Annotated in this window: 25 protein-coding genes and 1 pseudogene; 4 read left to right on the forward strand and 22 right to left on the reverse strand. The window is 71.3% G+C overall.

What is annotated here, in order from left to right; genetic code table 11:
* The 9 genes from tatC to FNX44_RS05950 all read right to left on the reverse strand — a co-directional run.
* Positions 1-848 (reverse strand): twin-arginine translocase subunit TatC (gene tatC, locus FNX44_RS05910; protein ID WP_143646900.1); only part of this gene is annotated, 848 nt, incomplete at its 3' end.
* Positions 849-943: 95 nt separating this feature from the next.
* On the reverse strand, positions 944-1,237 hold the full coding sequence (gene tatA, locus FNX44_RS05915; protein ID WP_143646901.1) for a Sec-independent protein translocase subunit TatA: 294 nt from the start codon (positions 1,235-1,237) through the stop codon (positions 944-946).
* 168 nt (positions 1,238-1,405) lie between these two features.
* Positions 1,406-1,609 carry a hypothetical protein gene (locus FNX44_RS05920; RefSeq protein WP_143646902.1) on the reverse strand — a complete coding sequence of 68 codons (204 nt, stop codon included), beginning with the start codon at positions 1,607-1,609 and terminating at the stop codon, positions 1,406-1,408.
* A 95-nt stretch (positions 1,610-1,704) separates the two neighbouring features.
* Positions 1,705-2,664, reverse strand: coding sequence for a helix-turn-helix transcriptional regulator (locus FNX44_RS05925; RefSeq protein ID WP_143646903.1), 960 nt, complete (start codon positions 2,662-2,664; stop codon positions 1,705-1,707).
* Between the two features lie 12 nt (positions 2,665-2,676).
* Complete coding sequence (locus FNX44_RS05930; protein ID WP_143646904.1) at positions 2,677-3,630, reverse strand: helix-turn-helix transcriptional regulator; 954 nt, start codon at positions 3,628-3,630, stop codon at positions 2,677-2,679.
* Positions 3,631-3,764: 134 nt separating this feature from the next.
* A complete protein-coding gene (locus FNX44_RS05935) occupies positions 3,765-4,136 on the reverse strand; it encodes an FKBP-type peptidyl-prolyl cis-trans isomerase (RefSeq protein ID WP_143646905.1) in 372 nt (123 codons plus the stop codon).
* Positions 4,137-4,195: 59 nt separating this feature from the next.
* Positions 4,196-5,182: an FKBP-type peptidyl-prolyl cis-trans isomerase gene (locus FNX44_RS05940; RefSeq protein WP_143646906.1), complete on the reverse strand. Its 987-nt coding sequence runs from the start codon at positions 5,180-5,182 to the stop codon at positions 4,196-4,198.
* A 136-nt stretch (positions 5,183-5,318) separates the two neighbouring features.
* A complete protein-coding gene (gene pafA, locus FNX44_RS05945) occupies positions 5,319-6,680 on the reverse strand; it encodes a Pup--protein ligase (protein ID WP_143646907.1) in 1,362 nt (453 codons plus the stop codon).
* 9 nt (positions 6,681-6,689) lie between these two features.
* On the reverse strand, positions 6,690-8,012 hold the full coding sequence (locus FNX44_RS05950; protein WP_143646908.1) for an MFS transporter: 1,323 nt from the start codon (positions 8,010-8,012) through the stop codon (positions 6,690-6,692).
* 89 nt (positions 8,013-8,101) lie between these two features.
* Between FNX44_RS05950 and FNX44_RS05955 the strand changes: the two genes are divergently transcribed.
* On the forward strand, positions 8,102-9,130 hold the full coding sequence (locus tag FNX44_RS05955) for a LacI family DNA-binding transcriptional regulator (protein ID WP_143646909.1): 1,029 nt from the start codon (positions 8,102-8,104) through the stop codon (positions 9,128-9,130).
* Between the two features lie 78 nt (positions 9,131-9,208).
* Here FNX44_RS05955 and prcA read toward each other — a convergent pair whose 3' ends face one another.
* The 6 genes and pseudogenes from prcA to arc form a co-directional block, all read right to left on the reverse strand.
* Positions 9,209-10,036, reverse strand: coding sequence for a proteasome subunit alpha (gene prcA / locus FNX44_RS05960; RefSeq protein WP_143646910.1), 828 nt, complete (start codon positions 10,034-10,036; stop codon positions 9,209-9,211).
* Between the two features lie 24 nt (positions 10,037-10,060).
* A complete protein-coding gene (prcB, locus tag FNX44_RS05965) occupies positions 10,061-10,861 on the reverse strand; it encodes a proteasome subunit beta (protein ID WP_153506918.1) in 801 nt (266 codons plus the stop codon).
* Positions 10,858-10,932, reverse strand: a pseudogene (locus tag FNX44_RS28795) (endonuclease VII domain-containing protein); the annotation flags it as partial. The gene prcB and the pseudogene FNX44_RS28795, both read right to left, overlap by 4 nt.
* Positions 10,933-11,198: 266 nt before the next feature.
* A complete protein-coding gene (locus FNX44_RS05970; RefSeq protein ID WP_143646912.1) occupies positions 11,199-11,417 on the reverse strand; it encodes a ubiquitin-like protein Pup in 219 nt (72 codons plus the stop codon).
* A gap of 148 nt (positions 11,418-11,565) precedes the next feature.
* Positions 11,566-13,077: a depupylase/deamidase Dop gene (gene dop / locus FNX44_RS05975; protein ID WP_143646913.1), complete on the reverse strand. Its 1,512-nt coding sequence runs from the start codon at positions 13,075-13,077 to the stop codon at positions 11,566-11,568.
* 271 nt (positions 13,078-13,348) lie between these two features.
* Entirely contained in the window at positions 13,349-15,115 is a 1,767-nt protein-coding gene (gene arc / locus FNX44_RS05980; RefSeq protein ID WP_143646914.1) for a proteasome ATPase, read from the reverse strand.
* A gap of 252 nt (positions 15,116-15,367) precedes the next feature.
* On the opposite strand from arc, the gene FNX44_RS05990 reads away from it, so the two are divergent.
* Positions 15,368-15,667, forward strand: coding sequence for a ferredoxin (locus tag FNX44_RS05990; protein WP_143646915.1), 300 nt, complete (start codon positions 15,368-15,370; stop codon positions 15,665-15,667).
* A gap of 22 nt (positions 15,668-15,689) precedes the next feature.
* On the opposite strand, the gene FNX44_RS05995 is transcribed toward FNX44_RS05990, so the two are convergent.
* From FNX44_RS05995 to FNX44_RS06005, 3 genes are all read right to left on the reverse strand, one after another.
* Positions 15,690-16,250 (reverse strand): hypothetical protein, encoded by a 561-nt coding sequence (locus tag FNX44_RS05995; protein ID WP_143646916.1) that lies wholly within the window; start codon positions 16,248-16,250, stop codon positions 15,690-15,692.
* A gap of 162 nt (positions 16,251-16,412) precedes the next feature.
* Positions 16,413-17,330, reverse strand: a complete 918-nt coding sequence (locus FNX44_RS06000; RefSeq protein ID WP_143646917.1) for a tRNA (adenine-N1)-methyltransferase — start codon at positions 17,328-17,330, stop codon at positions 16,413-16,415.
* Between the two features lie 73 nt (positions 17,331-17,403).
* Positions 17,404-18,645: a site-2 protease family protein gene (locus tag FNX44_RS06005; RefSeq protein WP_323369075.1), complete on the reverse strand. Its 1,242-nt coding sequence runs from the start codon at positions 18,643-18,645 to the stop codon at positions 17,404-17,406.
* 130 nt (positions 18,646-18,775) lie between these two features.
* Between FNX44_RS06005 and FNX44_RS06010 the strand changes: the two genes are divergently transcribed.
* Positions 18,776-19,795: a RecB family exonuclease gene (locus FNX44_RS06010; RefSeq protein WP_143646918.1), complete on the forward strand. Its 1,020-nt coding sequence runs from the start codon at positions 18,776-18,778 to the stop codon at positions 19,793-19,795.
* A 77-nt stretch (positions 19,796-19,872) separates the two neighbouring features.
* Positions 19,873-20,544, forward strand: a complete 672-nt coding sequence (locus tag FNX44_RS06015; RefSeq protein ID WP_143646919.1) for a response regulator — start codon at positions 19,873-19,875, stop codon at positions 20,542-20,544.
* A gap of 82 nt (positions 20,545-20,626) precedes the next feature.
* Here the strand turns inward: FNX44_RS06015 and FNX44_RS06020 are convergent, their stop codons facing one another.
* The 4 genes from FNX44_RS06020 to FNX44_RS06035 form a co-directional block, all read right to left on the reverse strand.
* A complete protein-coding gene (locus FNX44_RS06020; RefSeq protein WP_143646920.1) occupies positions 20,627-22,207 on the reverse strand; it encodes an ABC transporter substrate-binding protein in 1,581 nt (526 codons plus the stop codon).
* A 97-nt stretch (positions 22,208-22,304) separates the two neighbouring features.
* On the reverse strand, positions 22,305-23,882 hold the full coding sequence (locus FNX44_RS06025; protein ID WP_143646921.1) for an ABC transporter substrate-binding protein: 1,578 nt from the start codon (positions 23,880-23,882) through the stop codon (positions 22,305-22,307).
* 294 nt (positions 23,883-24,176) lie between these two features.
* The gene (locus FNX44_RS06030; protein WP_143646922.1) at positions 24,177-24,878 is read right to left on the reverse strand and encodes an HAD family hydrolase; all 702 of its coding nucleotides are present in this window, start codon (positions 24,876-24,878) and stop codon (positions 24,177-24,179) included.
* Between the two features lie 121 nt (positions 24,879-24,999).
* A partial coding sequence (locus FNX44_RS06035; protein WP_323369076.1) for a vitamin B12 dependent-methionine synthase activation domain-containing protein occupies positions 25,000-25,789 on the reverse strand: 790 nt, incomplete at its 5' end.

The following is a 25,789-nucleotide window of genomic DNA, read 5'->3' on the forward strand; positions in this document are numbered from 1 at the left end:
GCGGGGACCGGCGCGGGGGTGAGGTCGAGGTCGGAGGCCTCGTCGTCGGAGAGGCGGGCGTCCGGGTTCTGCTTGTCCCGGCGGCGGTCGTTGAGCAGGGAGAAGCCCGTCGCGCCGAAGTACAGCGCGGTGATCGGCACCGCCAGGGCCAGCATCGAGACCGGGTCGGTCGGCGTCACCATCGCGGCGAAGATCGCGATGCCCATGACCATGCCGCGCCACCAGCCGAGCATCCGCTTACCGGAGAGGACGCCGCCGAGGTTGAGCAGGACCAGCACCAGCGGGAGCTGGAAGGCGAAGCCGAAGGCGAGGACCAGCTTGACCGAGATGTCGATCATGTCGTCGACGGTGACGATGTTCGTCGACCCGTCGATGCTGAAGCTGAGCAGGATCGGCACGGCGTGCGGCAGCACCCAGTACGCGAGGTAGGCGCCGGTGAGGAACAGCGGGGTGCCGAACGCCACCGCGGACAGCGCGTACTTCTTCTCCCTGGCGTGCAGCCCGGGGGCGAGGAAGGCCCACAGCTGGTAGAGCCAGACCGGCGCCGCGCCCACCAGTGCGGTGATCAGCGACACCTTCACGAAGGTGGTGAAGGGTGAGGTGATGCCCATGTGCGACAGCACCGCGCAACGACCGCCCTGCGCGGCGGCCTCCGCCTGGTCGGCGCACTGCGGCACCGGTTCGCTGATGAAGGCGATGATGTCCTTGGCGAAGAACAGCGCGACGATCATCAGCGGCACGATGGCCAGAAGAGCCTTGACCAGCCGGTTGCGCAGCTCGCGCAGGTGTTCCACCAAGGGCATCCGCCCCTCGGGGTCCTTGGGCTTCTTGCGGGCGGACTTGAGCACCCCACGTCCTTAAGCGATAAGGCGGATCTCGTGACGACCGGGCCTCCACGGGCCCGGTCAGGCGGCGGGTGGGCCGCCGGAGCGTGCGGGGCGGGTCAGCCCTGGTTCGTGCGGTTCGGCTCCTCCACCGGACGGGAGCTGCTGACGTCGCCCGGAGCGGCCTGGATGGTGCGGGGCGCCGGGTCGGCCTGCTTGTCGCCCGTCTCGGAGGACTTGTTCGCCTCGGCGGACGAGGCGCCGTCCGTCTTCATCGCGGACGTCTCGCTCTTGAGGATGCGGAGCGACTTGCCCAGGCTGCGGGCGGCGTCCGGCAGCCGCTTCGCGCCGAAGATGAGCACGATGAGGGCGATGATGATGACCAGCTGCCACGGACCGATCTGACCGAACATATGTCTACCTTCTCACCGAGGCGGGGATACCGTTGTCGGCTGAGCGGCGAGTGCGCCCGATCAGCCCAGGGCCAGTTCATCGTAACGCGCGGCGGTAAACGCCTGGCAATGTGCGCGCGTACCGTGGCTGAAGGCCGTCGGCGGCACGGCCGGGCGCCGCCGGATCCCTCAGTGCCGGCGTACCGCGTCGGCGCCCGCGGCGAGCGGCCCCGCCGCGCGTTCCAGGTCCTCGGCGGCGCGGGTGATCCGCTCGGAGCTGTCCGCCACCGCGCGGGAGAAGCGCCGTACCTCCAGGCCCACCCGCACGGCGAGCACTCCCAGCACGGCGATCCCGCAGAAGGCGAGCGTGACGAACAACATCGGCCAGAGCATGCCAGGAGCCTAGCGCGTGTTTCGTCGGCCGGGAGATGCCCCAGGCGGAGGGAGGAGAGCGCAGGGGGCACCCCCGGCCGGAGGCTGGGGGAGGTTCAGCCGTCGTAGGCGGCGAGTGCCGCGCGGGCGGCGTCCCGCGCGGCGTCCGCCAGCCCGGCGGGCGAGACGATGTGGCCGTCGCGGCCGAGCCGCAGCGCGAGTCGGCGCAGCGAGGCGGGGTCGGGGGCGCGCAGGGTGATCCGCAGACCGCCGTCGGGCAGTTCCTCGGCGCTGTCGTGCGGGTAGTACTCGGCGACCCACCGGCCGCCGGGACCCACCTCGACGACCACCTCGGGGTCCTCGGGGGAAGGCTGCACCAGCCCGGCGGAGAGGTCGCGCGGTGTCACGGCGGGCGGGTCGGAGGGCTCGTCCAGCAGCCGGATCTCCGCGACCCGGTCGAGGCGGAACGTCCGGCGCGCCTCGGAGAGCCGGCACCACGCCTCCATGTAGGTGTGGCCGAGGACAAACAGCCGGACGGGGTCGACCTCGCGCTCGGTCAGCTCGTCGCGGGAGGGCGAGTAGTAGCGCAGCCACAGCCGTCGGCGTTCGCTGATGGCCCGGTCGACCTCGGCGAAGACGCCGCCTTCGCTTTCGAAGGTCACCGAGACGCGGGAGCTGGCGCCGGCGTTCTCCCCGGCGGCCGCCTCCAGCTTGGCGGTGGCCCGTACCAGCGCCTCGCGGTCGCCCTCCCGCAGCCCGGGCAGCGTCGCCACCGCGCGGGCGGCGACCAGCAGCGCGGTCGCCTCGTCGGCGGCCAGCCGCAGCGGCGCGCCGCCGGAGGAGACCGCGTCGGCGTTGTGCCACCAGATGTGCTCGCCGTCGGTGTCGATGTCCAGCAGGTCGCCGCCCCGGAAGCTGGTGCCGCACATGGGCAGCACGTTCAGGTCGGCGATCAGTTCCTCCGGGGTCACGCCGAAGGCCCGGGCGACGTCCTCCACCCGGGCGCCGGGGCGCTCCTTGAGGTACGTCACCAGGGACAGCATCCGCCTGGTCTGGTCGATCGCGTTGCTCGCCATGTCCGTGTCCCCTCAGCCCTTGGCCACGGCGCGCAGCCGGTCGACCACGTCCGCCCGCAGTTCGGCGGGCTCCAGCACGACCACGTCGGGGCCGAACTCCACCAGCCAGGCGTCCAGTCCGTGGCCGTGCGGGATCTCCAGCTCGTCCCAGTCCTCGCCGAGGTCCCGGACGGACAGGGCGCGGGCGCGCAGCGGGTAGCCGCACTCCTTGCGCAGTCTGATGCGGGCCGTGCCGGTGGCGCTCTCGCCCGCCCAGCGCTCCACGGTCTCGCGCACCCGGACCTGGTCGGGTACGGGCGCGGTGTAGGCGCCGGCCCGGCTGCGGACGGGTCCGGTGATCCGGGAGAGCCGGAAGACCCTGCTGTCGCGGCGGTCGCGGTCCCAGCCGGCGAGGTACCACTGGCCGCGCCAGCACTCCAGGGTCCAGGGCTCGACCTGTCGGCGTTCGGCGCTTGCCGCGTTGGACTTGCGGTAGGCGAAGACAACCGGGCGGCGGTCGCGGCAGGCCAGCATGAGCGGCTCGAACGCGGCCTCCCGGGCGGGGATGCGTGGTTCCAGTGCGGCGTAGGCGTCCTCGGGCCCCTCGCTGACGGGCATGCCGGCCACCCGCAGCTTCTGGAGGGCACCGCTGGCCGCGCCGGCCAGCCGGGCCTGCTGCCACACCTTGGCGGCCAGTTGGAGGGCTGCGGCCTCCTCGGCGTCGAGGGAGATCGGCGGGAGCCGGTTGTGGTCGCGCCGCGCGTGGTAGGCGACCTCGCCCTCGAAGTTCTCCACCGTCTCGATGAGCAGGCCGAGTTCGCGCAGATCGTCCTTGTCCCGCTCGAACATGCGGTTGAAGCTGTCCTCGTTGCCCGCTTCCAGGTACGCCTCGATCGAGGACCGCAGCTCACGCTTGGTCAGCGGCCGCGTCGTCCCCAGGAGGCACAGCGCCAGATTCATCAGCCGTTCGGCCTTGGCAATCGCCATGACGCCCTCTCTCCTGCCCGTCTCGATCGACGACCGTACCGCTACCGCGTTTCCCAGGACAAACACGGGACGGGAGCCCCCTACCCGTGGTAGGAGGCTCCCGTCCGAGGTGGCACTGCCGTGCGGCGGGTCGCTCAGACGGAGACCAGGTCGCAGACGAAGATCAGTGTCTCGCCGGGCTTGATGACGTTGCCGGCGCCCGCGTCGCCGTACGCCAGGTGCGCCGGGATGGTCAGCCGACGGCGTCCGCCGACCTTCATGCCCTGCACACCGCGGTCCCAGCCGGAGATGACCTGGCCGACGCCGAGCTTGAACTGGAGCGGCTTGCCCCGGTTCCACGAGGCGTCGAACTCCTCGCCGGTGCTGAACGCCACGCCCACGTAGTGCACGGAGACGTTGTCGCCCGCCTTGGCCTCCGGGCCTGTGCCCTCCCAGATGTCCTTGATCTCCAGGTCGGCCGGCGGCTCGCCCTCGGGGAAGTCCACCTCAGGCTTGTCGATGTTCACGAAATCGCTCCCACAGGAATTTCTCGATCAGCTTGTCGGGCAAGTCTCGCAGACGCCGGTCAGACCTTGCCCACGATGTCGACGACGAAGATCAACGTGTTCTCCGCCAGCTCGCCGCCGGACTGCCCGTACGCCAGCTTCGGCGGGATGACCAGCTCGACGCGGTCGCCGACCCGCTTGCCGACCAGGCCCTGGTCCCAGCCCTGCACCACGGAACCGGTGCCGATCTGGAAGGCGGTGGCGCCGTTGTGGTCCCAGGAGGCGTCGAACTTCTTGCCGTCCTCCCACTTCACGCCCGTGTACTGCACGATCAGCCCGTCGCCGGCCACGACCTCGTCACCGGAGCCCTTGACCAGGACCTGCTCCTCGAGCTCGGTGGGCGCCTTCACGCCCTTGGGGACGGTGATGTCGGCGGCCTTCTGGGAGTTGTACTTCACCTCGGGCATGCCGTCGGCCGGCTTGGCCTGGTCGCCCTTGACCTCCGCCTTCGCGTCCACCTTGTCGGCGCCGACGACGTCGATCACCCAGACGAGGCCGTCACCGGGGTCGATGCCGGCCTCCGGGTTCAGGCCCTCGCCGACCACGGCCTCGGCCGTGCCCTCGACGGTGATGCGGCTGCCGGCCTTCTGGCCGAGCACCGCCTCCAGAACGGGATCGGGCAGCTCGCGGCTGGGCTGGCCGGCCGCCTGCACCAGCTGGCGCCGGGCCTTGCCCTTCTCTTCCTTCTCGCCCTCGGCGGCCCAGGTGCCGCCCAGCTCCTTGCCGTCCTTCATGGTGTAGCCGGCGAAGTCCAGGCGGATGAAGTCGCCCTTCTCGACCTTCTTGCCCTTGCCCTCGCTGACCGTCTCGACGACCACCTCGTCGGCGGGCTTGGCGTCCGAATCGACCTTCACCTCCGGCTTCTCGCCGAAGGCGCCGGACACCTCGACCCGGGAGCCCGACGCGTTGTCGTTGCCGCCGTCGTCGGAGCCGCAGGCGGTGGCGAACAGGCAGAGGGAGGCGGTCAACGCCGCGGCCGCGCGGCGTGTGCTCATGTTGAGTTTCATCAGTCCAACTCGGGCTCGGGGGTGGTCGACGGGCCTCACTCTACGACCCACTCGCCCACGAGTACCCGTACCCGTGCCGAGGCCGCGCGACGGCGGCCCGGCGGCGGTCGCACCGCTGCCGGGCCGCCGCGCCGCGTCACATGCCGGCGATCAACTTCTCCACCCGCTCGTCGACGGAGCGGAACGGGTCCTTGCACAGGACCGTGCGCTGGGCCTGGTCGTTGAGCTTGAGGTGGACCCAGTCGACGGTGAAGTCGCGGCGCTGTTCCTGGGCGCGGCGGATGAAGTCGCCGCGCAGTCGGGCCCTGGTGGTCTGCGGGGGCACCGACTTGGCTTCGAAGATCTTGAGGTCGTTGCAGACGCGCTTGGCCTGGCCCTTGCGTTCGAGCAGGTAGTACAGGCCGCGGCGGCGGTGGATGTCGTGGTAGGCGAGGTCTATCTGGGCCACCCGGGGGTTGGACATGCTCATGTTGTGCTTGGCCCGGTAGCGCTCGATGAGCTGGTATTTCATGACCCAGTCGATCTCGGAGCCGACCCGGTCCAGGTCCTGCTCGCGCACCGCCTCCAGGGTGCGGCCCCACAGCTCCAGGACCTGCTCGGTCAGGCCGGTGCGGATGCCCCGGCGGTCGCAGAAGTCGGCGGCCTTCTCGTAGTACTCCTGCTGGACCTCCAGGGCGGAGGCCTCCCGGCCGCTGGCGAGGCGGACCTTGCGCTGCCCGGTGGTGTCGTGGCTGACCTCGCGGATCGCCCGGATCGGGTTCTCCAGGGTGAGGTCGCGCATGACCGTGCCCGCCTCGATCATGCGCAGGACGAGGTCGGTGGCACCGACCTTCAGCAGCATGGTCGTCTCGGACATGTTCGAGTCGCCGACGATGACGTGGAGTCGCCGGTAGCGCTCGGCGTCGGCGTGCGGCTCGTCGCGGGTGTTGATGATCGGACGGGAGCGGGTGGTCGCCGAGCTGACCCCCTCCCAGATGTGCTCGGCACGCTGGCTGACGCAGTAGACGGCGCCGCGCGGCGTCTGGAGCACCTTCCCGGCGCCGCAGATGAGCTGCCGGGTGACGAGGAACGGGATGAGGACGTCGGCGAGACGGGAGAACTCGCCGTGGCGGGCCACGAGGTAGTTCTCGTGGCAGCCGTAGGAGTTGCCGGCGGAGTCGGTGTTGTTCTTGAACAGGTAGACGTCGCCGGCGATGCCCTCCTCGTGCAGCCGGCGTTCGGCGTCGACGAGGAGCCCCTCGAGAATGCGTTCGCCCGCCTTGTCGTGGGTGACCAGTTCGGTCACGTTGTCGCACTCGGGAGTGGCGTACTCCGGGTGCGAGCCCACGTCGAGGTAGAGACGGGCGCCGTTGCGCAGGAACACGTTGCTAGAGCGGCCCCATGACACGACACGGCGGAAGAGGTACCGCGCCACCTCGTCTGGGGACAGCCGCCGCTGACCCCGGAACGTGCATGTGACGCCGTACTCGTTCTCCAGCCCGAAGATTCGGCGGTCCATGCATGAACATTACGCCTGATGACGTGATCTGAAACCGGGTTCGCTCGGGCGGTTCGTTTGGTTTTCCCCGGTGGCGCCCCGGGTGGCGGGCCGCGTGAGGACCTGGGCGGTGTCCGGCGTGGCGTGCTGCGGCGGCTCCGCCAGGGCGCGGCGGGTGGCCAGCAGGACCAGCAGCGCGGCCGCGCCCGCGGCGCCCGGGACGGCGAAGCCGCCGACGACGCCACCGCCCTCGATGGCCGGCCCGACGACGGCGGTGCCCAGTGCCGCGCCCACGCCGAAGGTGGTCACCAGCCAGGAGAACGCCTCGGTGACGGTACCCCTCGGCGCGTGGCGGTCTACCACCACGAAGGCGCAGCTGAGCGCCGGGGCGAGGAAGAGCCCGGCCAGGCAGGCCAGCAAGGTCATCGCGAGATAGCCGGGCACCAGCAGCAGCGGGAGGTAGCCGAGCGCGAGCAGTCCGATCAGGACCCGCAGCCGGGGTTCGGGCGGCCCTGACCAGTCCCGGGCGCCGTAGGCGAGGCCGCCGACCAGCGCGCCGAAGCCGATGCCGGACATCAGCAGCGCGTACACGAGGTTGGTCGCGACGCCGTGCTCGCCGTCGGCGTAGGCCACGGCGGCGACGGTGATGGAGCCGAGCGCCATCCCGACGAAGAGGAACGCGCCGAGCAGCGCCAGCAGCCCGGACGAGCGCAGCGCGCCGAGCCAGTGCGCCTCACGCGGGGCGCTGCGCCACTTCCTGGACGGCTCGGAGGCGACCACCGAGAGGGCGCCCAGCACGCCGATGACGTTGATCACAAGCAGCGCGCCGGCCTCGGACCACAGGGCGACGGCGAGTGTCACCACCAGCGGGCCGATGGTGAACATGACCTCCTGGGCGACGGAGTCGAGCGCGTAGGCCCGGTGCACCCGGTCCTGGCGGCCCAGGACGCTGGGCCACAGTGCCCGCAGGCCGCCCTCCAGCGGCGGGGTGAACAGCCCGGCGACAAGCACGGCGGCCGCCGCGAGCCCGAGCGGCCGGATGCCGACCGCCGCGAACGCCAGCATGCCGAGCGCGGAGACAAGCGCGGCCGGGAGCATCACGCGGGGCTGGCCGACGAGGTCGACGGCCCGCCCGAGGAGCGGCTGGCCGACGGCGGTGGCCAGTCCGTAGACGGTGGCGAGCACTCCGGCGAGCGTGTAGCTGCCGCCCTCGGAGCGGACGAACAGGACGATGGCGACGTGCGCGGTCGCGTTCGGCAGGCGCCCGACGAGGGTGCCGAGCAGCAGTCGGGTGACGTGCCGTGCGCGCAGCAGTTCGGCGTAGCCGGTGCCCGACCGCGCTGTCCCGCTCATCAAACCCTCCAGGTGTTACGTATAACGTGGTGTCGTCATACGTACCATGACGGCGTCCCGAGGTCCAACGGAAAGCAGCCGGAGCGCGTGTGAGCACTTCCTCCCCACGGCCCACCAGCCGCGACGTCGCCAAGTCCGCCGGGGTCTCCCAGGCCACCGTCTCCCTGGTGCTCGGGGACAAGTGGCGGGGCCGGGTCTCCACACGCACGGCGGACGCCGTACGGGCGGCCGCCGACCGCCTCGGCTACCGGCCCAACCTCGCCGCACGCAGTCTGCGCACCGGGAGCACCCGCACCGCGATGCTTGTCGTACCCGCCCTGACCAGCGACTTCTTCGCCCAGGTCCATCTCGGCGCGGCCGAGGTGGCGGCCGAGCACGACTTCGGAGTGGTGCTCTACCCCTCCCCCGAGGGTATCGGGCCGGCGCGGGACCCGTTCAGCTCCGCCCGGGCGGCGCTCGACGGCGTCATCGCCTCCTCGATGGCGGCGGAGGCGCTGACCGGACTCCAGCGCGGCGGGCTCCACGGCGGCGGCCTGCCGCTGGTGATGCTCGACAGCGAACCCGGCTCCACGCCCGCGGCGGGCACGGTGAACCTGGCGATCGCCGACGGCATGCGGCAGGTCGTCGACCACCTGCTGGGACTCGGCCACCGGCGGGTGGCACATCTGGCGGCGGCCGTGCCCAGTTGGACGTTCGACGAGCGGGCGGCGAGCCTCGGCCGCGCCCTGACCGACGCCGGCATGCCGCCGCCGGCGCGCCGCGCCGCCCGCCTCGACGTGGCCGACGGGCTGCGCGCCGCACAGGAACTGCTGGAGGAATCGCCCCGCCCCACCGCCGTCGTCTGCGACGACGACCTGCTGGCGGCCGGCGCCTACAAGGCGGCCCGCCGACTGGGGCTGCGGGTGCCCGAGGACCTGTCGGTGACGGGCTTCGACGACCTTCCGCTCGCCGTCGCCCTGGAACCGGAGCTGACCACGGTGCGGCTGCCCGCGCGGGAAGTGGGCGCCGCAGGCATGCGGGCGCTGCTGGCCGTGCTGGACGGCCAGGACCCCGGTTCGGCCGTACTGCCGGTGACCCTCGTACGGCGCGGCTCCTGCGCCCCGCCGCCACCCGGCTGATCCGCCCGGGCGCGGGGCGGCCCCGCCTGACGTGACCGCCGCTCGGCGGTCACGTCAGGCGCCCGGTACGCGCACCGGTCAGGACTCGGTGGTGTCGGTACCCGTGCTGTCGGTACCGGTGCTGCCGCCGGTGGCCGTACTGTCGTCGGCCTCGGCGTCGCCGTCGGTGTCGGAGGCCGCGACCTCCGAGGCGTCGGCGGTGGTCGCGCCCGGGTCGAGCAGCCGCGCCAGCTGCCGCCCGAGGACCCGCTTGAACTTGCGCTGCTGGGGGCGGCCGCGGTCCAGCACCGCCACCTCGAGCTGGTCGGCGGTCAGCGTGCGCTCGCCGCCGTTGTTGTCCCGGCCCAGTGCCTCCACGGCCAGCTTCAGCGCCTCGGGGAGCGTCATGTCGTCCCGGTGCCGCTGGTCGAGGTAGGAGCCGATCTGGTCGGAGTTCCCGCCTACCGCCACGGAGCCGTGCTCGTCGACGATGGAGCCGTCGTGCGGCAGCCGGTAGATCTGGTCGTCCTTCGGCGCCTCGCCCACCTCGGCGACGATCAGCTCCACCTCGTAGGGCTTCTCGGCACCGCTGGAGAAGATCGTGCCGAGCGTCTGGGCGTAGACGTTGGCCAGCCCGCGCGCGGTGACGTCGTTGCGGTGGTAGGTGTAACCGCGCAGGTCGGCGTAGCGGACGCCGCCGATGCGCAGGTTCTCGAACTCGTTGTACTTGCCGACCGCCGCGAACGCGATGCGGTCGTAGATCTCGCTCACCTTGTGCAGCGCCCGCGACGGGTTCTCCGCGACGAAGAGGATGCCCTCGGTGTACTGGAGCACCACCACACTGCGGCCGCGCGCGATGCCCTTGCGGGCGTACTCGGCGCGGTCCGCCATGGCCTGCTGGGGCGATACGTAGAACGGCGTGGACACCGGCGTTCCCGTCCCTTCCTGTGCTTAGAGAACCGGGGCCTGGGGCCCGTTGGGGTGCTGGAGGCGGCCTTCGTGGATCGAGCGGGCGATCTCCGACACCTCGGACTCGGTCAGCCGCGCGTAGCCGTCCTCGGTGATCACCGCGACGACCGGATAGATGCGCCGGGTGAGGTCGGGCCCGCCGGTGGCGGAGTCGTCGTCGGCGGCGTCGTAGAGGGCCTGGACGGCCACCGTGGCGGCCTGCTCCCTGCTGAGGTCGCTCCGGTGGAGCTTCTTGAGCGAGCCGCGCGCGAAGACCGAGCCGGAGCCCACCGCGGCGAAGCCCAGCTCCTCGGAGCGGCCGCCGGTGACGTCGTAGGAGAAGATCCGGCCCTGGTCGCGATCGGTGTCGTAGCCGACGAACAGCGGGACCACCGCGAGCCCCTGCATGGCCATGCCGAGGTTGCTCCGGATCATGGTGGACAGGCGGTTCGCCTTGCCCTCCAGCGAGAGCTGCGCGCCCTCGACCTTCTCGAAGTGCTCCAGCTCCAGCTGGAAGAGCTTGACCATCTCGACCGCGAGGCCGGCCGTGCCGGCGATGCCGACCGCCGAGTACTCGTCGGCGGGGAAGACCTTCTCGATGTCGCGCTGGGCGATCATGTTGCCCATGGTCGCCCGGCGGTCACCGGCGAGCACGACGCCGCCGGGGAAGGTCGCGGCGACGATCGTGGTGCCGTGCGGCGCCTGCACCGCCCCCTGCACGGGCGGCAGCGGCCGGTTGCCGGGGAGCTGCTCCGGCGCGTGCTCGGCCAGGAAGTCCATGAACGAGGACGAGCCGGGCGTCAGGAAGGCGGCCGGTAGACGCCCGGTGCTACCAATGTTGGCTTCCACGCGTTTCCTTCCACGTATGCGGCCGCGGGCGGCGGCCGGGAACCTGGACCGCCCGGTCGAGACCGCGACCGGGACGGGTACTGCCTCGGACCCTACCCGTACGTTGATCGAGTTCCACCCTGTTCGGGCGACCTTCCGCGAGCTGCGAACAGCGCGGCTCCGCCGGGCATGCGCGTCCTACGGCGGCGCGGGCGTCGAGGCCGCCGCGCCGCCGCGGGCAGGGGTCGGAGTCAGGGCCGGGCCGGGCCGCTCCGGCACCGGTGGGGCCGGCGCCGGAGCGGAGCGTCGCCGCTTACTGGCCGCCCTTCTGCACAAAGCTCCGGACGAAGTCCTCGGCGTTCTCCTCGAGGACGTCGTCGATCTCGTCGAGGACGGAGTCCACGTCGTCGGAAAGGGCCTCCTGGCGTTCCTTGAGGTCTTCCGAGACTGTCGCTTCCTGGGTCTGCTCTTCGGTTTCCTCGGTCGAACGAGTCGCCCGCTGCTGTCCGCCGCCGGTGTCCTTGGTCGCCATCTACCTCACCCCGCTCGGATTCGACGTTCAAGATCAGACCCTATAAGCAGGGACTGACATTCGGCCCTTCTTTTCCTCAAGCTCTCGAACCACCTCGTTGATTCCCGGGACACGCCGATCGGAACCCCCGAGATCGACTTCGGTCCGATCACCTTCCGGACAGGGCGCGGACCAGTTCCTCCGCCGTCTCGCAGCGGTCGAGCAGCGCCTCCACGTGCTTGCGGGTGCCGCGCAGCGGCTCCAGCGTGGGGACCCGCTGGAGCGAGTCGCGCCCGGGGAGGTCGAAGATCACCGAGTCCCAGGAGGCCGCCGCCACGTCGTCGGCGTACTGCTCCAGGCAGCGCCCCCGGAAGTACGCCCTGGTGTCCTCGGGCGGCTTGCCGCAGGCCCGCCGGACGTCCTCCTCGGTCAGCAGCCTGGCCATCCTGCCCCGGGCCGCCAGGCGGTTGTAGAGGCCCTTGTCGGGCCGTACGTCGGCGTACTGGAGATCCACCAGGTGGAGCCGGGCGGCGTCCCAGTCCAGGCCGTCCCGCCTGCGGTAGCCCTCCATGAGCTCCAGTTTGGCCACCCAGTCCAGCTCGCCCGCCAGGCTCATCGGGTCCCGCTCCAGCCGGCCCAGCACGTCCTCCCAGCGGGTGAGCACGTCCTTGGTCTGCTCGTCGGCGTCGGCGCCCCAGCGCTCGTCGACGTACTTGCGGGCCAGCTCGTAGTACTCCATCTGGAGCTGGACGCCGGTGAGTGTGCGGCCGCTGCGCAGCGTGATCAACTGGCGCAGCGACGGGTCGTGGCTGACCTGGTGCAGGGTGCGCACGGGCTGGTCGACGGCCAGGTCGACGGCGATGAAGTCGTCCTCGATCATGGCCAGCACGAGTGAGGTGGTGCCGAGCTTGAGGTAGGTGGAGATCTCCGAGAGGTTGGCGTCGCCGATGATCACGTGGAGGCGGCGGTACTTCTCGGCGTCCGAGTGCGGCTCGTCGCGGGTGTTGATGATCGGGCGTTTGAGGGTCGTCTCCAGGCCGACCTCGACCTCGAAGTAGTCGGCCCGCTGGCTGATCTGGAAGCCGTGCGCGCCGCCGTCCTGCCCGATGCCGACCCGGCCGGCGCCGCAGACCACCTGGCGGGAGACGAAGAACGGCGTCAGATGCCGCACGATGTCGGAGAACGGCGTCTCCCGCTTCATCAGGTAGTTCTCGTGCGTGCCGTAGGAGGCGCCCTTGTTGTCGGTGTTGTTCTTGTAGAGGTGGATCGGCTGGGCGCCAGGGACCTCGCCGGCCCGGGTGGCGGCCTCGGCCATGATCCGCTCGCCGGCCTTGTCCCACAGGACGGCGTCCAGCGGGTTGGTGACCTCGGGCGCGCTGTACTCCGGGTGGGCGTGGTCCACGTAGAGCCGGGCGCCGTTGGTGAGGATGACGTTCGCCAGGCCGATGTCCTCGTCGGTGAGCTGGCTGGCGTCGGCGGACTCACGGGCCAGGTCGAAGCCGCGGGCGTCCCGCAGCGGGTTCTCCTCCTCGAAGTCCCACCGCGCGCGGCGGGCACGGTGCATCGCCGCCGCGTAGGCGTTGACGACCTGGGAGGAGGTGAGCATCGCGTTGGCGTTGGGATGCCCAGGCACGGAGATGCCGTACTCCGTCTCGATGCCCATTACTCGCCGTACGGTCATGCGGCCCTCCTCGCCACACCCCGGCTCGTCGTCGGACCGGGGCCACAGTCCGCTGCGCGCGTCCGTCCGGTGCGGCGGAACCTCCGACACCGGGCGTTCTCGGCGCCTGCCAGGAAAGCCTAGGACGCCTTCGGCCGAGTCGGTAATCACCGGGCGGGCCGCGCCTGCAAAAAGAGCGCTGTGCGAACAGCCGCTCCCTGGAAAAAGCTGGTGGGAAATGTTCCGGCTGCGGGCGCCCGGGACGGGCGGCCGCAGCCGGACGGTGTTGTCGCTACAGGTACTGACCGGTGTTCGCCACCGTGTCGATCGACCTGCCGGTGTCCGCGCCCTGCTTTCCGGTGACGAGCGTACGGATGAACACGATCCGCTCGCCCTTCTTTCCGGAGATCCGGGCCCAGTCGTCCGGGTTGGTGGTGTTGGGCAGATCCTCGTTCTCCTTGAACTCGTCGACGCAGGCGGCGAGCAGGTGGGAGACGCGCAGACCCTTCTGGTTCTGGTCGAGGAACGCCTTGATGGCCATCTTCTTGGCGCGGTCGACGATGTTCTGGATCATCGCCCCGGAGTTGAAGTCCTTGAAGTACAGGACCTCCTTGTCACCGTTGGCGTAGGTGACCTCCAGGAAGCGGTTCTCCTCGGACTCGGCGTACATCTGCTCCACGACCGACTGGATCATGGCCGCCACCGCCGCCTGGCCGTCCCCGCCGTGCTCGGCGAGGTCGTCGGCGTGGATGGGCAGTCGGTGCGTGAGGTACTTGGAGAAGATGTCCTTGGCCGCCTCGGCGTCCGGACGCTCGATCTTGATCTTCACGTCCAGCCGGCCGGGGCGCAGGATGGCCGGGTCGATCATGTCCTCGCGGTTGGAGGCGCCGATCACGATGACGTTCTCCAGGCCCTCCACACCGTCGATCTCGGAGAGCAGCTGCGGGACGATGGTGTTCTCCACGTCCGAGCTGACGCCGGAGCCCCGGGTGCGGAAGAGGGAGTCCATCTCGTCGAAGAACACGATGACGGGCGTGCCCTCGCTGGCCTTCTCCCGGGCCCGCTGGAAGACCAGGCGGATGTGCCGCTCGGTCTCGCCGACGTACTTGTTGAGCAGCTCGGGGCCCTTGATGTTGAGGAAGAAGCTCTTCCCGGCCGGCTGGCCCGTCACCTCGGCGACCTTCTTGGCCAGCGAGTTCGCGACCGCCTTGGCGATGAGCGTCTTGCCGCAGCCGGGCGGGCCGTACAGCAGCACGCCCTTGGGCGGCCGCAGCTCGTGCTCCTTGAACAGGTCGGGATAGAGGTACGGGAGCTCGACGGCGTCGCGGATCAGCTCGATCTGGCCGCCGAGGCCGCCGATCCGGGTGTAGTCGATGTCCGGCACCTCTTCGAGGACGAGCTCCTCGACCTCGCTCTTGGGCACCACCTCGTAGACGTAGCCCGAGCGGGGCTCCAGCAGGAGGGCGTCGCCCGCCCGCAGCGTGGTGTGCAGCAGGGGTTCGGCGAGCTTGACCACCCGCTCCTCGTCGGTGTGCGCGACGACCAGGGCACGCTCCCGGTCCTCCAGCACCTCCTTGAGCGTGACGATGTCGCCGGCGCGCTCGAACTCCATCGCCTCCACGACGTTGAGCGCTTCGTTGAGCATCAGCTCCTGGCCGCGCTGGAGGTCCTCCAGCTCGACACTGGGGCTGACGTTCACCCGCAGCTTCCGGCCGCCGGTGAAGATGTCGGCCGTGCCGTCCTCGTTGGCCTGCAGGAAGACACCGAAGCCGGCGGGCGGCTGGGCCAGCCGGTCGACCTCCTCCTTCAGGGCCACGATCTGGTCACGGGCCTCACGCAGAGTGTTGGCCAGTCTCTCGTTCTGAGCGGAGACGCCTGCCAGGTTGGTCTGGAGCTCGACGATCCGCTCCTCGAGAATCCGAGTATGCCGCGGAGAGTCGGCGAGCTTGCGGCGCAGGACGGCGATCTCCTGCTCAAGGTAGGCAACCTGCGCGGCCGGGTCCTCAGAGCCCCGACCGGGCCGGGTGCCGCGGTTGATGTCGTCGTCGTGGGCTGCCACGGTCCTCACCTCCTCCAGGGGGAGCTGGACGCTTCCAGACCCTACCTGGGCCTGCGGCGGTTGAAACCCCTAGATCACAAAGACTGTCGGGGTGTGTCTGATCTTCACCCTTGCGCGCTCCCTCACGCCAGGTGAATACCCACTTCGACGACGTCCGAACAACATCGTTTCGGAGCCGGTTGTAAGGTCGATGTGGTCAACACCCGTCAGGGCTGGCTCCAATTGGCACCCACGCAGGAAACGGCAGGCGACATGACCGTGCAGGACGACACCGCTACCGGCGAGCTCGAGGTCTGGATCGACCAGGACCTGTGCACCGGTGACGGGATCTGTGCCCAGTACGCGCCTGAGGTCTTCGAGCTGGACATCGACGGTCTGGCCTACGTCAAGGACTCCGACGACGAGCTGCGGACGGAGGCGGGGGCCACGGTCCCGGTCCCGCTGCCGCTGCTGCGGGACGTCGTGGACTCGGCCAAGGAGTGCCCGGGCGAGTGCATCCACGTGCGCCGCGCCGCGGACGGCGTCGAGGTCTACGGCCCCGACGCGGACTGAGCGGGACCGGCCCGCTCCGGCCTCAGACGGCCGTGGCCGCCGGGGACGCCAGCACCGCGAACCGGCCGTCCCGCCAGCGCCAGCTCACCTCGCGCTCGAGGTCCGGGCAGCAGCGCGGCACGTCGTCCGAGGAGTAGCCGCGCACGGTGGCCGTCATCCTGCCGCGCCGCACCGACAGGTCGTCCACGGTGAGTTGGTCCTCCGGCTCGACGAGCGTGGCGACGATCCGGGGCGCGCCGCCGGCCGCCGAGTGGCCGAGAACGTACATCCCGCTCGGCGGTGTGCCGGTGCCGGTGACGCAGCGCACGACGGCGACCGTCTCGGTGGAGCCGTCGCCGTCGAAGTCGGCGGCGGCGGAGTGCACCACGCCGACCTTCCACGGCCCGCAGTCGAGCGGGTAGTCGGCCTTCCGCGGGTCCGGTCCCGGGGAGGCGGTGGTGGCGGGTGAGGTGCTGGCCGTCGCGCCGGTCGGCTGGACGACGGCGGTCACACCCACGACGGCGGCCAACGCGGCGGCCGTGCCGAGCCAGTGCGTGAAGCGGCTGCGGGTGTGCGGGAGGGGCGGGCCTGCCGTGGGCTGCACGGGAGAGGTCTCCTGGTGGCCGGGTGACGGGGGTGCCCGCATGGTGCCACACGTCACACGAGGAGGGAACGCCGGGGGGCGGCCGGAAGTCTGACGGTCCGCCGGTTCCCGCCGGCTCCCAGGTGGGACGCGGGAACCGGCGGGCGGAGTCGTACGCGGCGGTCAGGCCCGGCGGGCGCCGCCTTCGGCGTCGCGGCCGCCGCCGGGGCCGGTGTAGTCCTCGCCGTAGGCGCCCTTGGCCGGGCGGCGTCGGCGCATCGGCGGTTCGACGCCGTCGGCGAGCCGCCGGGCGGTGAGCAGGAAGCCGGTGTGGCCGATCATGCGGTGGTCCGGGCGGACCGCCAGGCCCTCGATGTGCCAGTTGCGGACCATCGTCTCCCAGGCGGCCGGCTCGTTGAACGAGCCGTGCTCGCGGATCGCCTCGACCGTGCGGGCCAGCTGGGTGGTGGTGGCGACGTAGGCGCAGAGCAGACCGCCGGGCACCAGTGCCTTGGAGACGGCCTCCAGGCACTCCCAGGGCGCCAGCATGTCCAGGATGACCCGGTCCACGTCGGTGTCGCTCAGGTTGTCCTGGAGGTCGCCGACGGTGAGCCGCCAGGCGGGGTGCGGGGCGCCGAAGTACCGCTCGACGTTCTGCCGGGCGATGCCGGCGAAGTCGGCGCGACGCTCGTAGGAGTGCAGCATGCCCTGGTCGCCGATGGCCCGCAGCAGGAACATGCTGAGGGAGCCGGACCCGACGCCGGCCTCGACGACCCGGGCGCCGGGGAAGATGTCGGCCATCGAGAGGATCTGGCCGGCGTCCTTGGGATAGACGACGGCCGCACCGCGCGGCATGGACAGGACGTAGTCGGGGAGCAGGGGCCGCAGCGCCAGATAGGCGACGTTCCCGGTGGTACGGACGACACTGCCCTCGGGCGCGCCGATCAGCTCGTCGTGGGGGAAGGCTCCCTTGTGGGTGTGGAAGCTCTTGCCCTCTTCGAGCGTGAACGTGTAGTGGCGTCCCTTGGGATCGGTCAGCTGGACCTGGTCCCCGACCTGGAAGGGGCCGCGTCTACGGGCGGCACCGGTCGGTTCGGACATGGCCCCCAGCCTAGTCCAGCGCACGACCGTCGGTGACCACGGCCGCCGCCGTGCGGCGGACCGGGCCGAGGGCTCAGACGGCGCGGGACTTGGACATGGCCGCGACGAAGGCGCGCTCGACGTCTCCGGTGGAGAGCACGCCGTAGATCTCCCCGGTCTCCTCCACCACCAGGTACTCGGTGGCGGGGACCTCCCGCAGATGCTCGATCAGGTCCTCGCCTGCGAGTTCGGCGGAGACCCGCATGCCCTCGGTGAGGTCCTGGCTGAGGCCGCCGACGGCGACCCACGGGCGCCGGTGCTCGGGCACCGAGACGATGCCCGCCTCGCGTACCACGCCGGTGGGCTCGCCCTGGCCGTCCACCACCACCAGCGCCCGGGCGCCGGCCTCGTTCGCGCGGCGCAGCGCCTCCGACAGCGGGGTGTCGGCGGTAACCGGCACCGCGCGGCGGGTCAGGACACGGGCGCGCAGTTCGGGCAGCCGGGCCCGCAGCCGGGCCATCCGCAGACTGTTGCCGGCGCCGGTCCAGATGATCGCGGCGAGGATCGCGGCCAGCAGCGCGTCGGTCAGCGAGTTGAGGCTGCCGACGCTCTCGCCTCGGGAGAGGCCGGTGGCGTGGGTGGCCAGCGGCAGGCCGATCAGGACGGTGACGGCCAGCACGCGGCCGGTCCAGGCGGCGGCGACGGTGCCGGTCATCGGGTCGCCGCTGAGCTTCCAGACCACCGCGCGCAGCATGCGTCCGCCGTCCAGCGGGAGGCCGGGCAGCAGGTTGAAGGCGGCGACGATGAGGTTGGAGATCATCAGTCCGGCGAGCAGGACGCCGGGCACGCTGCGCGCCTCGACGGTGAACATGCCCAGGTAGAAGACGCCGGCCAGGACCAGGGAGAGCAGCGGGCCGACAAAGGCGAGCACGAACTCGCGGCCCGGGGTCTCGGACTCCTTCTCGATCTCCGAGACGCCGCCGAAGAACTGGAGCTGGATGCGGCGGACGGGGAGGGAGAAGCGGAGCGCGGCGACGGTGTGGGCGAGTTCGTGGACGAGCACGGAGGCGTAGAAGGCCACCGCGAAGAACAGCGCGATGAGATAGCGGGCGGCGCCCAGGTCCGGCAGGATCCTGTCGAGCTGCCCGCCGAACACCCAGGTGATCAGGGCGGCGACCAGGAACCAGCTCGGCGCCACGTACACGGGCACGCCGAACGGGCGGCCCATCAGGATGCCGCCGCCTGGCCTGCGCGGTGACCGCGCCGTCCCGGGCCCGGTGTCGCCGGGCTTGCGGTTCGACGTCTGCGGCTCGGCGCGGTTGTCCGGGTCTGCCACGGGATCCTCTCATCGCTGCCGTCACCACGCCCCGTCAGGGCGTGCTCACCCCAGGATCATGCAGGCTGCCGGGTGCTGAGGTCGATGGTATGTCTCCGACTGTCGGTGGCGGGCCTTAGGGTCGTGCTCCATGGGTACCAGTGCTGAGCTTCCGGACACCACCGAGGCGGCCTCCGGGGCCGGGCAGGAGGCCCCCGGGCAGGAGGCCGCGGGCGACGTGGCGGGTGGTGGGCGGGAGCCGGCGATGCCGGGGGCGCCGACGTCGTTGTCCCCCTCCCGGGCGGCGGACTTCATGCGCTGCCCGTTGCTGTACCGCTTCCGGGTGATCGACCGGCTGCCGGAGAAGCCGAGCGCGGCGGCCGCCAAGGGCACGGTGGTGCACGCGGTGCTGGAGCGGCTGTTCGACGAGCCCGCCGAGCGGCGCAGCGTGCCCCGGGCGCGCTCGCTGGTGGTCGGCGAGTGGGAGCGGCTGCTGGCGCGGCGGCCGGAGCTTGCGGAGCTGTTCGCGCGGCCCGAGGACACGCCGGACGGTGAGCCCGGCGGCGAACCGGGCGGCGAGCCGGGCGGTGGCGTACCGGGGCCTGAGCTGGCGCGGTGGCTGGCGGAGGCGGAGGCGCTGGTCGAGCGCTGGTTCTCGTTGGAGGACCCGAGCCGGCTGGAGCCCGCCGAGCGGGAGCTCTTCGTCGAGACGCGGCTGGCGTCCGGGCTGCGGCTGCGCGGCATCATCGACCGGGTCGACGTGGCGCCCACCGGCGACGTGCGGGTCGTCGACTACAAGACGGGCAAGGCGCCCCGGCCGGAGTACGCGGCGGAGGCGCTGTTCCAGATGAAGTTCTACGCGCTGGTGCTGTGGCGGCTGCGTGGGCGGATGCCCCGGCGGCTCCAGCTGGTCTACCTGGGCAGCGGGGACGTGCTGACGCACGACCCGGACGAGAGGGATCTGGCCGCCGTGGAGCGCAAGCTGCTGGCGCTGTGGCGGGCGATCAACGAGGCGACGGAGTCCGGGGACTGGCGGCCGCGGCGCGGCCCGCTGTGCGGCTGGTGCGACTTCCAGGCGCACTGCCCGGAGTACGGCGGCACTCCCCCGCCGTACCCGCTGGTCGTCCAGCCCCGGCTGCCGCTCGACGACGCGCCGGGGTCGGACGGCTGAGGGCGCCGACCTCCGGCGGGGCGTGTGGGCGACAATGGGTCCGACCGTGGCCGCCTGGCCTGTGAAGGGGAGTTCGTGTGACTATCCGTGTCCTGTTGGTTGACGACCAGCCGCTGCTGCGCACCGGTTTCCGGATGATCCTCGAGGCGGAGCAGGACATCGCCGTCGTCGGGGAGGCCGGGGACGGCCAGCAGGCCCTCGAACAGGTGCGGGCGCTCCAGCCGGACGTCGTGCTGATGGACATCCGGATGCCCCGGATGGACGGCGTGGAGGCGACGCGGCACATCTCGGGGCCGGAGAAGGACGGTCCGGCCAAGGTGCTGGTGCTGACCACGTTCGACCTCGACGAGTACGTGGTGGAGGCGCTCCGGGCGGGGGCCAGCGGCTTCCTGCTGAAGGACGCGCCGGCGCAGGAGCTGGTGCAGGCGATCCGGGTGGTCGCCGCCGGTGACGCGATGCTGGCGCCGAGCATCACCCGCCGACTGCTGGACAAGTACGCCGAGAAGCTGCCGACGGGCGAGGAGCCGGTGCCGGAGACGCTGCACACGCTCACCGACCGGGAGGTCGAGGTGCTCAAGCTGGTGGCGCGCGGGCTGTCCAACGCGGAGATCGCGGCGGACCTGTTCGTCAGCGAGACGACCGTCAAGACGCACGTCGGCCACGTGCTGACGAAGCTCGGGCTGCGGGACCGGGTGCAGGCGGCGGTGTACGCCTACGAGAGCGGTCTGGTCCGCCCGGGCGCGCACTGACGGCACAACGGACGCCGGGGCTCGGGGAGGCGGCCGCCTCTCCGAGCCCCGGCTGTGTGTCCGGTTCCGCGCACCCGCGGGCTCAGCTCTTGCTCAGTTCCCAGAAGCGGAAGACGGTGGAGGCGTCGAGCGTCCACTCCAGGCCGGCGACCCCGTCGCGGGCGACGGCGTACTGGCGGCCCTGCCAGATCGGCAGTACGGGCACGTCGCGGGCGATCTGGTCCTGGATGGCGCCGAAGTCCTCGACGGTCTGGGCGCGGTTGCTCTGCGCGGCGGTGCGGGGCAGCAGCTCGCCGGCGATGCGGCCGGACTCGTATCCGTTGCCGAGGATGCTGTCCTTGCCGAAGAACGGGTCGACGAAGTTGTCGGGGTCCGGGTAGTCGGGGATCCAGCCGCGCACGTAGACGGGGTACTTGCCGGCGGCGACGTCCTTCTCGTACTGCTCGAGTTCGACGACCTTCGCCTGGGCCTCGAAGAGGCCGCTGGCGTTGAGCTGCTTGGCGATGGCCTCCATCTCGCGGGTGGTGTCCGGGCCGTAGCGCTCGGGCGGCGAGTAGAGGGTGAGCTTGGCCTTGCCCTCGATGCCGGCGGAGCGGAGGGCGGCCTGGGCCTTGGCCCGGTCGGGGCGCTCGCCGTAGCGGTCGAAGAAGGCGGTGTTGTGGCCGGTGATGCCGGCGGGCACGACGGAGTACAGCGGCTCGGCGGTGCGTCGGTAGACGTCGCGGATGAGGCTGGACCGGTCGATCAGGTGGGCGACGGCTCGGCGCACGCCGACGTCGCTGACCTGCGGGTGCTTGACGTTGAAGACCAGGTGGTGCAGCTGGGCGCTGGTGCCCTGGACGATCTGGACGCCTTCGCGTTCCTTGGTGGTGGCCATCTCCAGTTCGGCGATGTCCTTGGTGGCCAGGCCGCGGTAGGCGAGGTCGACCTCGCGGTCGGTGAGCGCCTTGCGCAGCGCCTCCTGGTCGTCGAAGAACTTCATCGTCATGCCGGAGTTCCTGGCCTCGGCGGGTCCGGTGTAGCCGGAGTTGACGGAGAAGTCGGCCTTGTCGGAGTCGTAGCTGTCGAGCGTGTAGACGCCGGAGCCGATCGCCTTGCCGTCCTTGCGGAGGGCGTCGGCGGGGTACTCGCGGTGGTCCACGATGGAGCCGGCACCGGAGGCGATCTTCTGGGGGAAGGTGGCGTCGGAGGTGTTGAGCCGGAAGACGACGGTCCGCTCGTCGGGCGTCTCGATCTCCTTGATGGTGTGCAGCATGACGGCCGGGCCGTCCGCGTCGTCGATGCGCAGGGTCCGCTCGAAGGAGTGCTTGACGTCCTTGGAGGTGAGGTCGTTGCCGTTGCTGAACTTCAGGTCCTTGCGCAGGGTGCAGGAGAACACCTTGCTGGCGCCGTCCTGGAAGCCGCACTTCTCGGCCGCCTCGGGCTGCGGTTCGCCGCCGCCCTTGGGGAAGCTCAGCAGCGGCTGGAAGACGTTGTTGAACACCAGCCAGGAACCGGGGTCGTAGCCGGAGGCGGGGTCGACGGACAGCACCTTGTCCGTCATCCCCATGACCAGCGAGCCGCCGGAGCCGCCGGAGCCGTCCTCCGAGCCACAGCCGCTGAGCAGGGCCGCCGCCAGCGCGGTGCCGACCGGCACCGCGACCCAACTGGTCCGCTTCCTCACACGCACTACTCTCACCTTGTCTTTTCCGGGTGTTTCCGGTCTGTTCCGGGTGTCTGCCGGCGGGGGGTTACCCGTTGTCCTGAAGGTCTCGGCCGGGTCAGCCGCGACCCAGCTCCCACAGTTGGAGCACCGAGGAGGAGTTCAGGGCCCACTCCACGCCGGTGACGCCCGAACGGGCGGCGACGTGGCTCTTGCCCTGCCACAGCGGCAGCACCGGCACCTCGTCGGCGACGATCTCCTGGATCCTCACGAACTGCCGTTCGGCCTGGTCGCGTTCGGCGGCCGCCCGGGTGCGCGGGATCAGCCGGTCGGTGATCTCCGCGTTCCGGTACGGGCTGTCGAGGAAGTTGTCCTCGCCGAAGAAGGGGTCGACGAAGTTGTCGGCGTCCGGGAAGTCCGGGGACCAGCCCATGCCGAACACCTGGTACTCGCCGTCGACGGCGGCCTTGCGGAACTCCTTCCAGGGCGCGCTCGTCACGCTGACCCGGAAGAGTCCGCTCCTGTTCAGCTGGGCGGCGAGCGCCTTGAACTCGTCGCGGGTGGCCGGGCCGTAGTAGTCGCTGGTGTGGCTCAGGGTGAGCTTCACCGGGGTGTCGACGCCGGCCTCGTCGAGGAGGCGCCGGGCGGCCTTGGCGTCCGGCTCGCCGTACCGGGTGTGGAAGGCGGCCCGGTGGCCGGGCAGCCCGCCGGGGACGATCGAGTGCAGCGGTTCGGCGGTGCGCAGGTAGACGTCCCGTACGAGTGCCTGGCGGTCGACGAGTTGGGCGACGGCCTGGCGTACGGCCTTGGTCCGCGCGGACGGCGCGTCGGTGTTGAAGACCAGGTAGCGGATGCTCTGGCTGGTGGTCTCCTGGAGGTCGATGTCGTCGCGCTCGCGCAGCCGCTCTATCTGGTCGGGCGCCAGGGTGCGGGTGACGAGGTCGATCTCGCCGCGGGTCAGGGCCTGTTCGAGCTGGTCGGCGTCCGGGTAGCCGCGCAGTTCGACGGACTTGGTGCGCGGCTTGAGGCCGCCCTGGTAGCGCGGGTTGGCGCTGAGCCTGATGCGGCCGTCCTTGACCTCGTCGACGACGTAGGGGCCGGAGCCGGTGATCTCGGTGCCCTCGCGCAGCGCGTCGGCCGGGTACTCCTCGGGGTCGACGATCGCGGCTGCCGGGGTGGCCAGCTTGTGCGGGAAGGTGGCGTCGGGCTTCTTCAGGCTGAACAGGACGGCGTTGCCGGGTGTGGTCTCGATGGCCTTGATGTTGCTCAGCAGCGCGGCCGGGCCGTGGCTGTCGCTGATGGTGAGTACGCGGCGGATGGAGTGGACGACCTCGGCGGCGGTCAGATCGCGGCCGTTGGAGAAGGTCAGTCCCTCGCGGAGAGTGCAGCGGTAGTGGGTGTTGCGGGTGTCGGTGAAGCCGCACTTCTCGGCGGCCTCCGGCTCCGGCAGGGTGCCCGAGCGGGGCAGCCGCAGCAGGGTCTGGAAGGTGCTGCGGAAGACGTTCCAGGTGGCGGTGTCGTAGACGGCGGCCGGGTCGAAGGGGGCGGGCGTCGACGCGGAGACCTCGAAGCTGTCGGTGGTACCGACCACGAGCGTGTCGCCGTCGGCGCGGGCGCCCGGCTGGGTACCGCACGCGGTGAGCACGGTGGTCATCACTCCTGCCAGCGCGGGCAGTACGAGTGTCTTGCGGTTCATGGTGCGACGGTCTCCCTCACCCGGCTCCGGGGGTGGTTCGGTCAAATGAAGCCGGGATGAAGAAGATTAGTGGCGCCCGGGACCTCCTTCCGCACACGCTGTTCCGCCCTCGCTGCGGCGGGGGAAATCGTCCGGCGCCGGGCCGTCCGGGGGCACCGGACCAAGCCGCGTCAAAGCGGACGAAACCCCCGCCATTACCGCCGGTAACGCGGGTGTCGACACCGCTTCCGTGCGGCGTCGGCGCGCGGCGCGGTGACGAAGCTCACCACATCCCGCGCCGATCGCCCGAACGCGTCAGTTGACGTGCGGCACCATCGCACGTAGGAAGCGCAGGTCCACGTGCTCCAGCGACTCCACCACCCGTCGACCCGCCGCCGCCGCGATCGGCGCCACCGACGGCACCGCCACCACCCGGCAGCCGGCCGTCTCCGCCGACGTCACGCCCGTGGCGGTGTCCTCCACCACGGCGCAGCGCGCGGGCTCGGCGCCGAGGTGGCGCGCGGCCGTCAGATAGGGCTCGGGGTGCGGCTTGGTCCGCTCGACCTCGTCCCCCGCCACCGACAGCCGGAAGTGGTGCGGGCCGACCGACTCCAGCATCACGTCGATGGTGGCCCGGTGGGAAGCCGAGACCACGGCGGTCGGCACCCCGTGCCGCGTCAGCTCGGTGAGCAGCCGGCCTGCTCCGGGCATCAGCGGCACACCGCGCTCCACCCGGGCGGCGAAGCGGGCCTGCAGCTCCGCCGACAGCTGCTCCACCGTGATGTCGGCCCCGGTGGCACCGATCAGATAGGCGGCGCTGCGGGTCATGGGGCCGCCCACGACGACCTGCCGGTGGTGGTCGTCGAGCGCGTGGCCGAGCTCCGCGAAGACCTCCTTCTCGACGTCCCACCAGAAGCCCTCGGTGTCGACGAGCGTGCCGTCGAGATCCAGCAGCACGGCCTGGAGCGCCGAGCCGTCCGCCGCACGGGTGATGAGGTCGGGAAGCGAGCTGGTCACGCGAACACCTCCGAAGGAGCACGAGGGCCGGTCGCCCACCCCTCACAAGGTGGGACAACCGGCCCGTACCGGGTCGGACAGTGTACGCCCCTCGGCCCGGTTCCGCGCTGACTTCCGCGGCTCAGCGCGCGTTGAAGTACTTCGCCTCCGGGTGGTGCAGCACGATGGCGTCGGTCGACTGCTCCGGGTGCAGCTGGTACTCCTCGGACAGCTTCACCCCGATACGCTCGGGCTGCAGCAGCTCGGCGATCTTCGCCCGGTCCTCCAGGTTCGGGCAGGCGCCGTAGCCCAGCGAGAAGCGCGCGCCCCGGTACTTGAGGGCGAACATGTCCTCGATGGCGTCCGGGTCGTCCCCGGCGAATCCCAGCTCCGAGCGGACCCGCGCGTGCCAGTACTCGGCCAGCGCCTCGGCGAGCTGGACGGACAGCCCGTGCAGCTCCAGGTAGTCGCGGTAGGAGTCGTTGGCGAACAGCTCGGCGGTGGCCTCCCCGATACGGGAGCCGACGGTGACGACCTGCAGGCCGACCACGTCCCGCTCGCCGCTCTCGGCCGGGCGGAAGAAGTCCGCCAGGCACAGGCGGCGGCCGCGGCGCTGCCGGGGGAAGGTGAAGCGGGTCAGCTCGCCGCCGTCCTCCTTCAGCAGCACGAGGTCGTTGCCCTCGGAGTGGCAGGGGAAGTAGCCGTAGACCACGGCCGCCTCCAGCAGGTTCTCCGTGTGGAGGGTGTCGAGCCAGCCGCGCAGCCGGGGACGGCCCTCGGTCTCCACCAGCTCCTCGTAGCTCGGACCCTCGCCGCTGCGGTCCTGCTTCAGGCCCCACTGGCCCTTGAAGAGGGCGCCCTCGTCCAGCCAGGACGCGTACTCCTTGAGCTGGATTCCCTTGATCACCCGGGTGCCCCAGAAGGGCGGGGTG

The organism is Streptomyces alkaliterrae (genome assembly GCF_007097205.2).
Taxonomy (GTDB): Bacteria; Actinomycetota; Actinomycetes; order Streptomycetales; family Streptomycetaceae; genus Streptomyces; species Streptomyces alkaliterrae.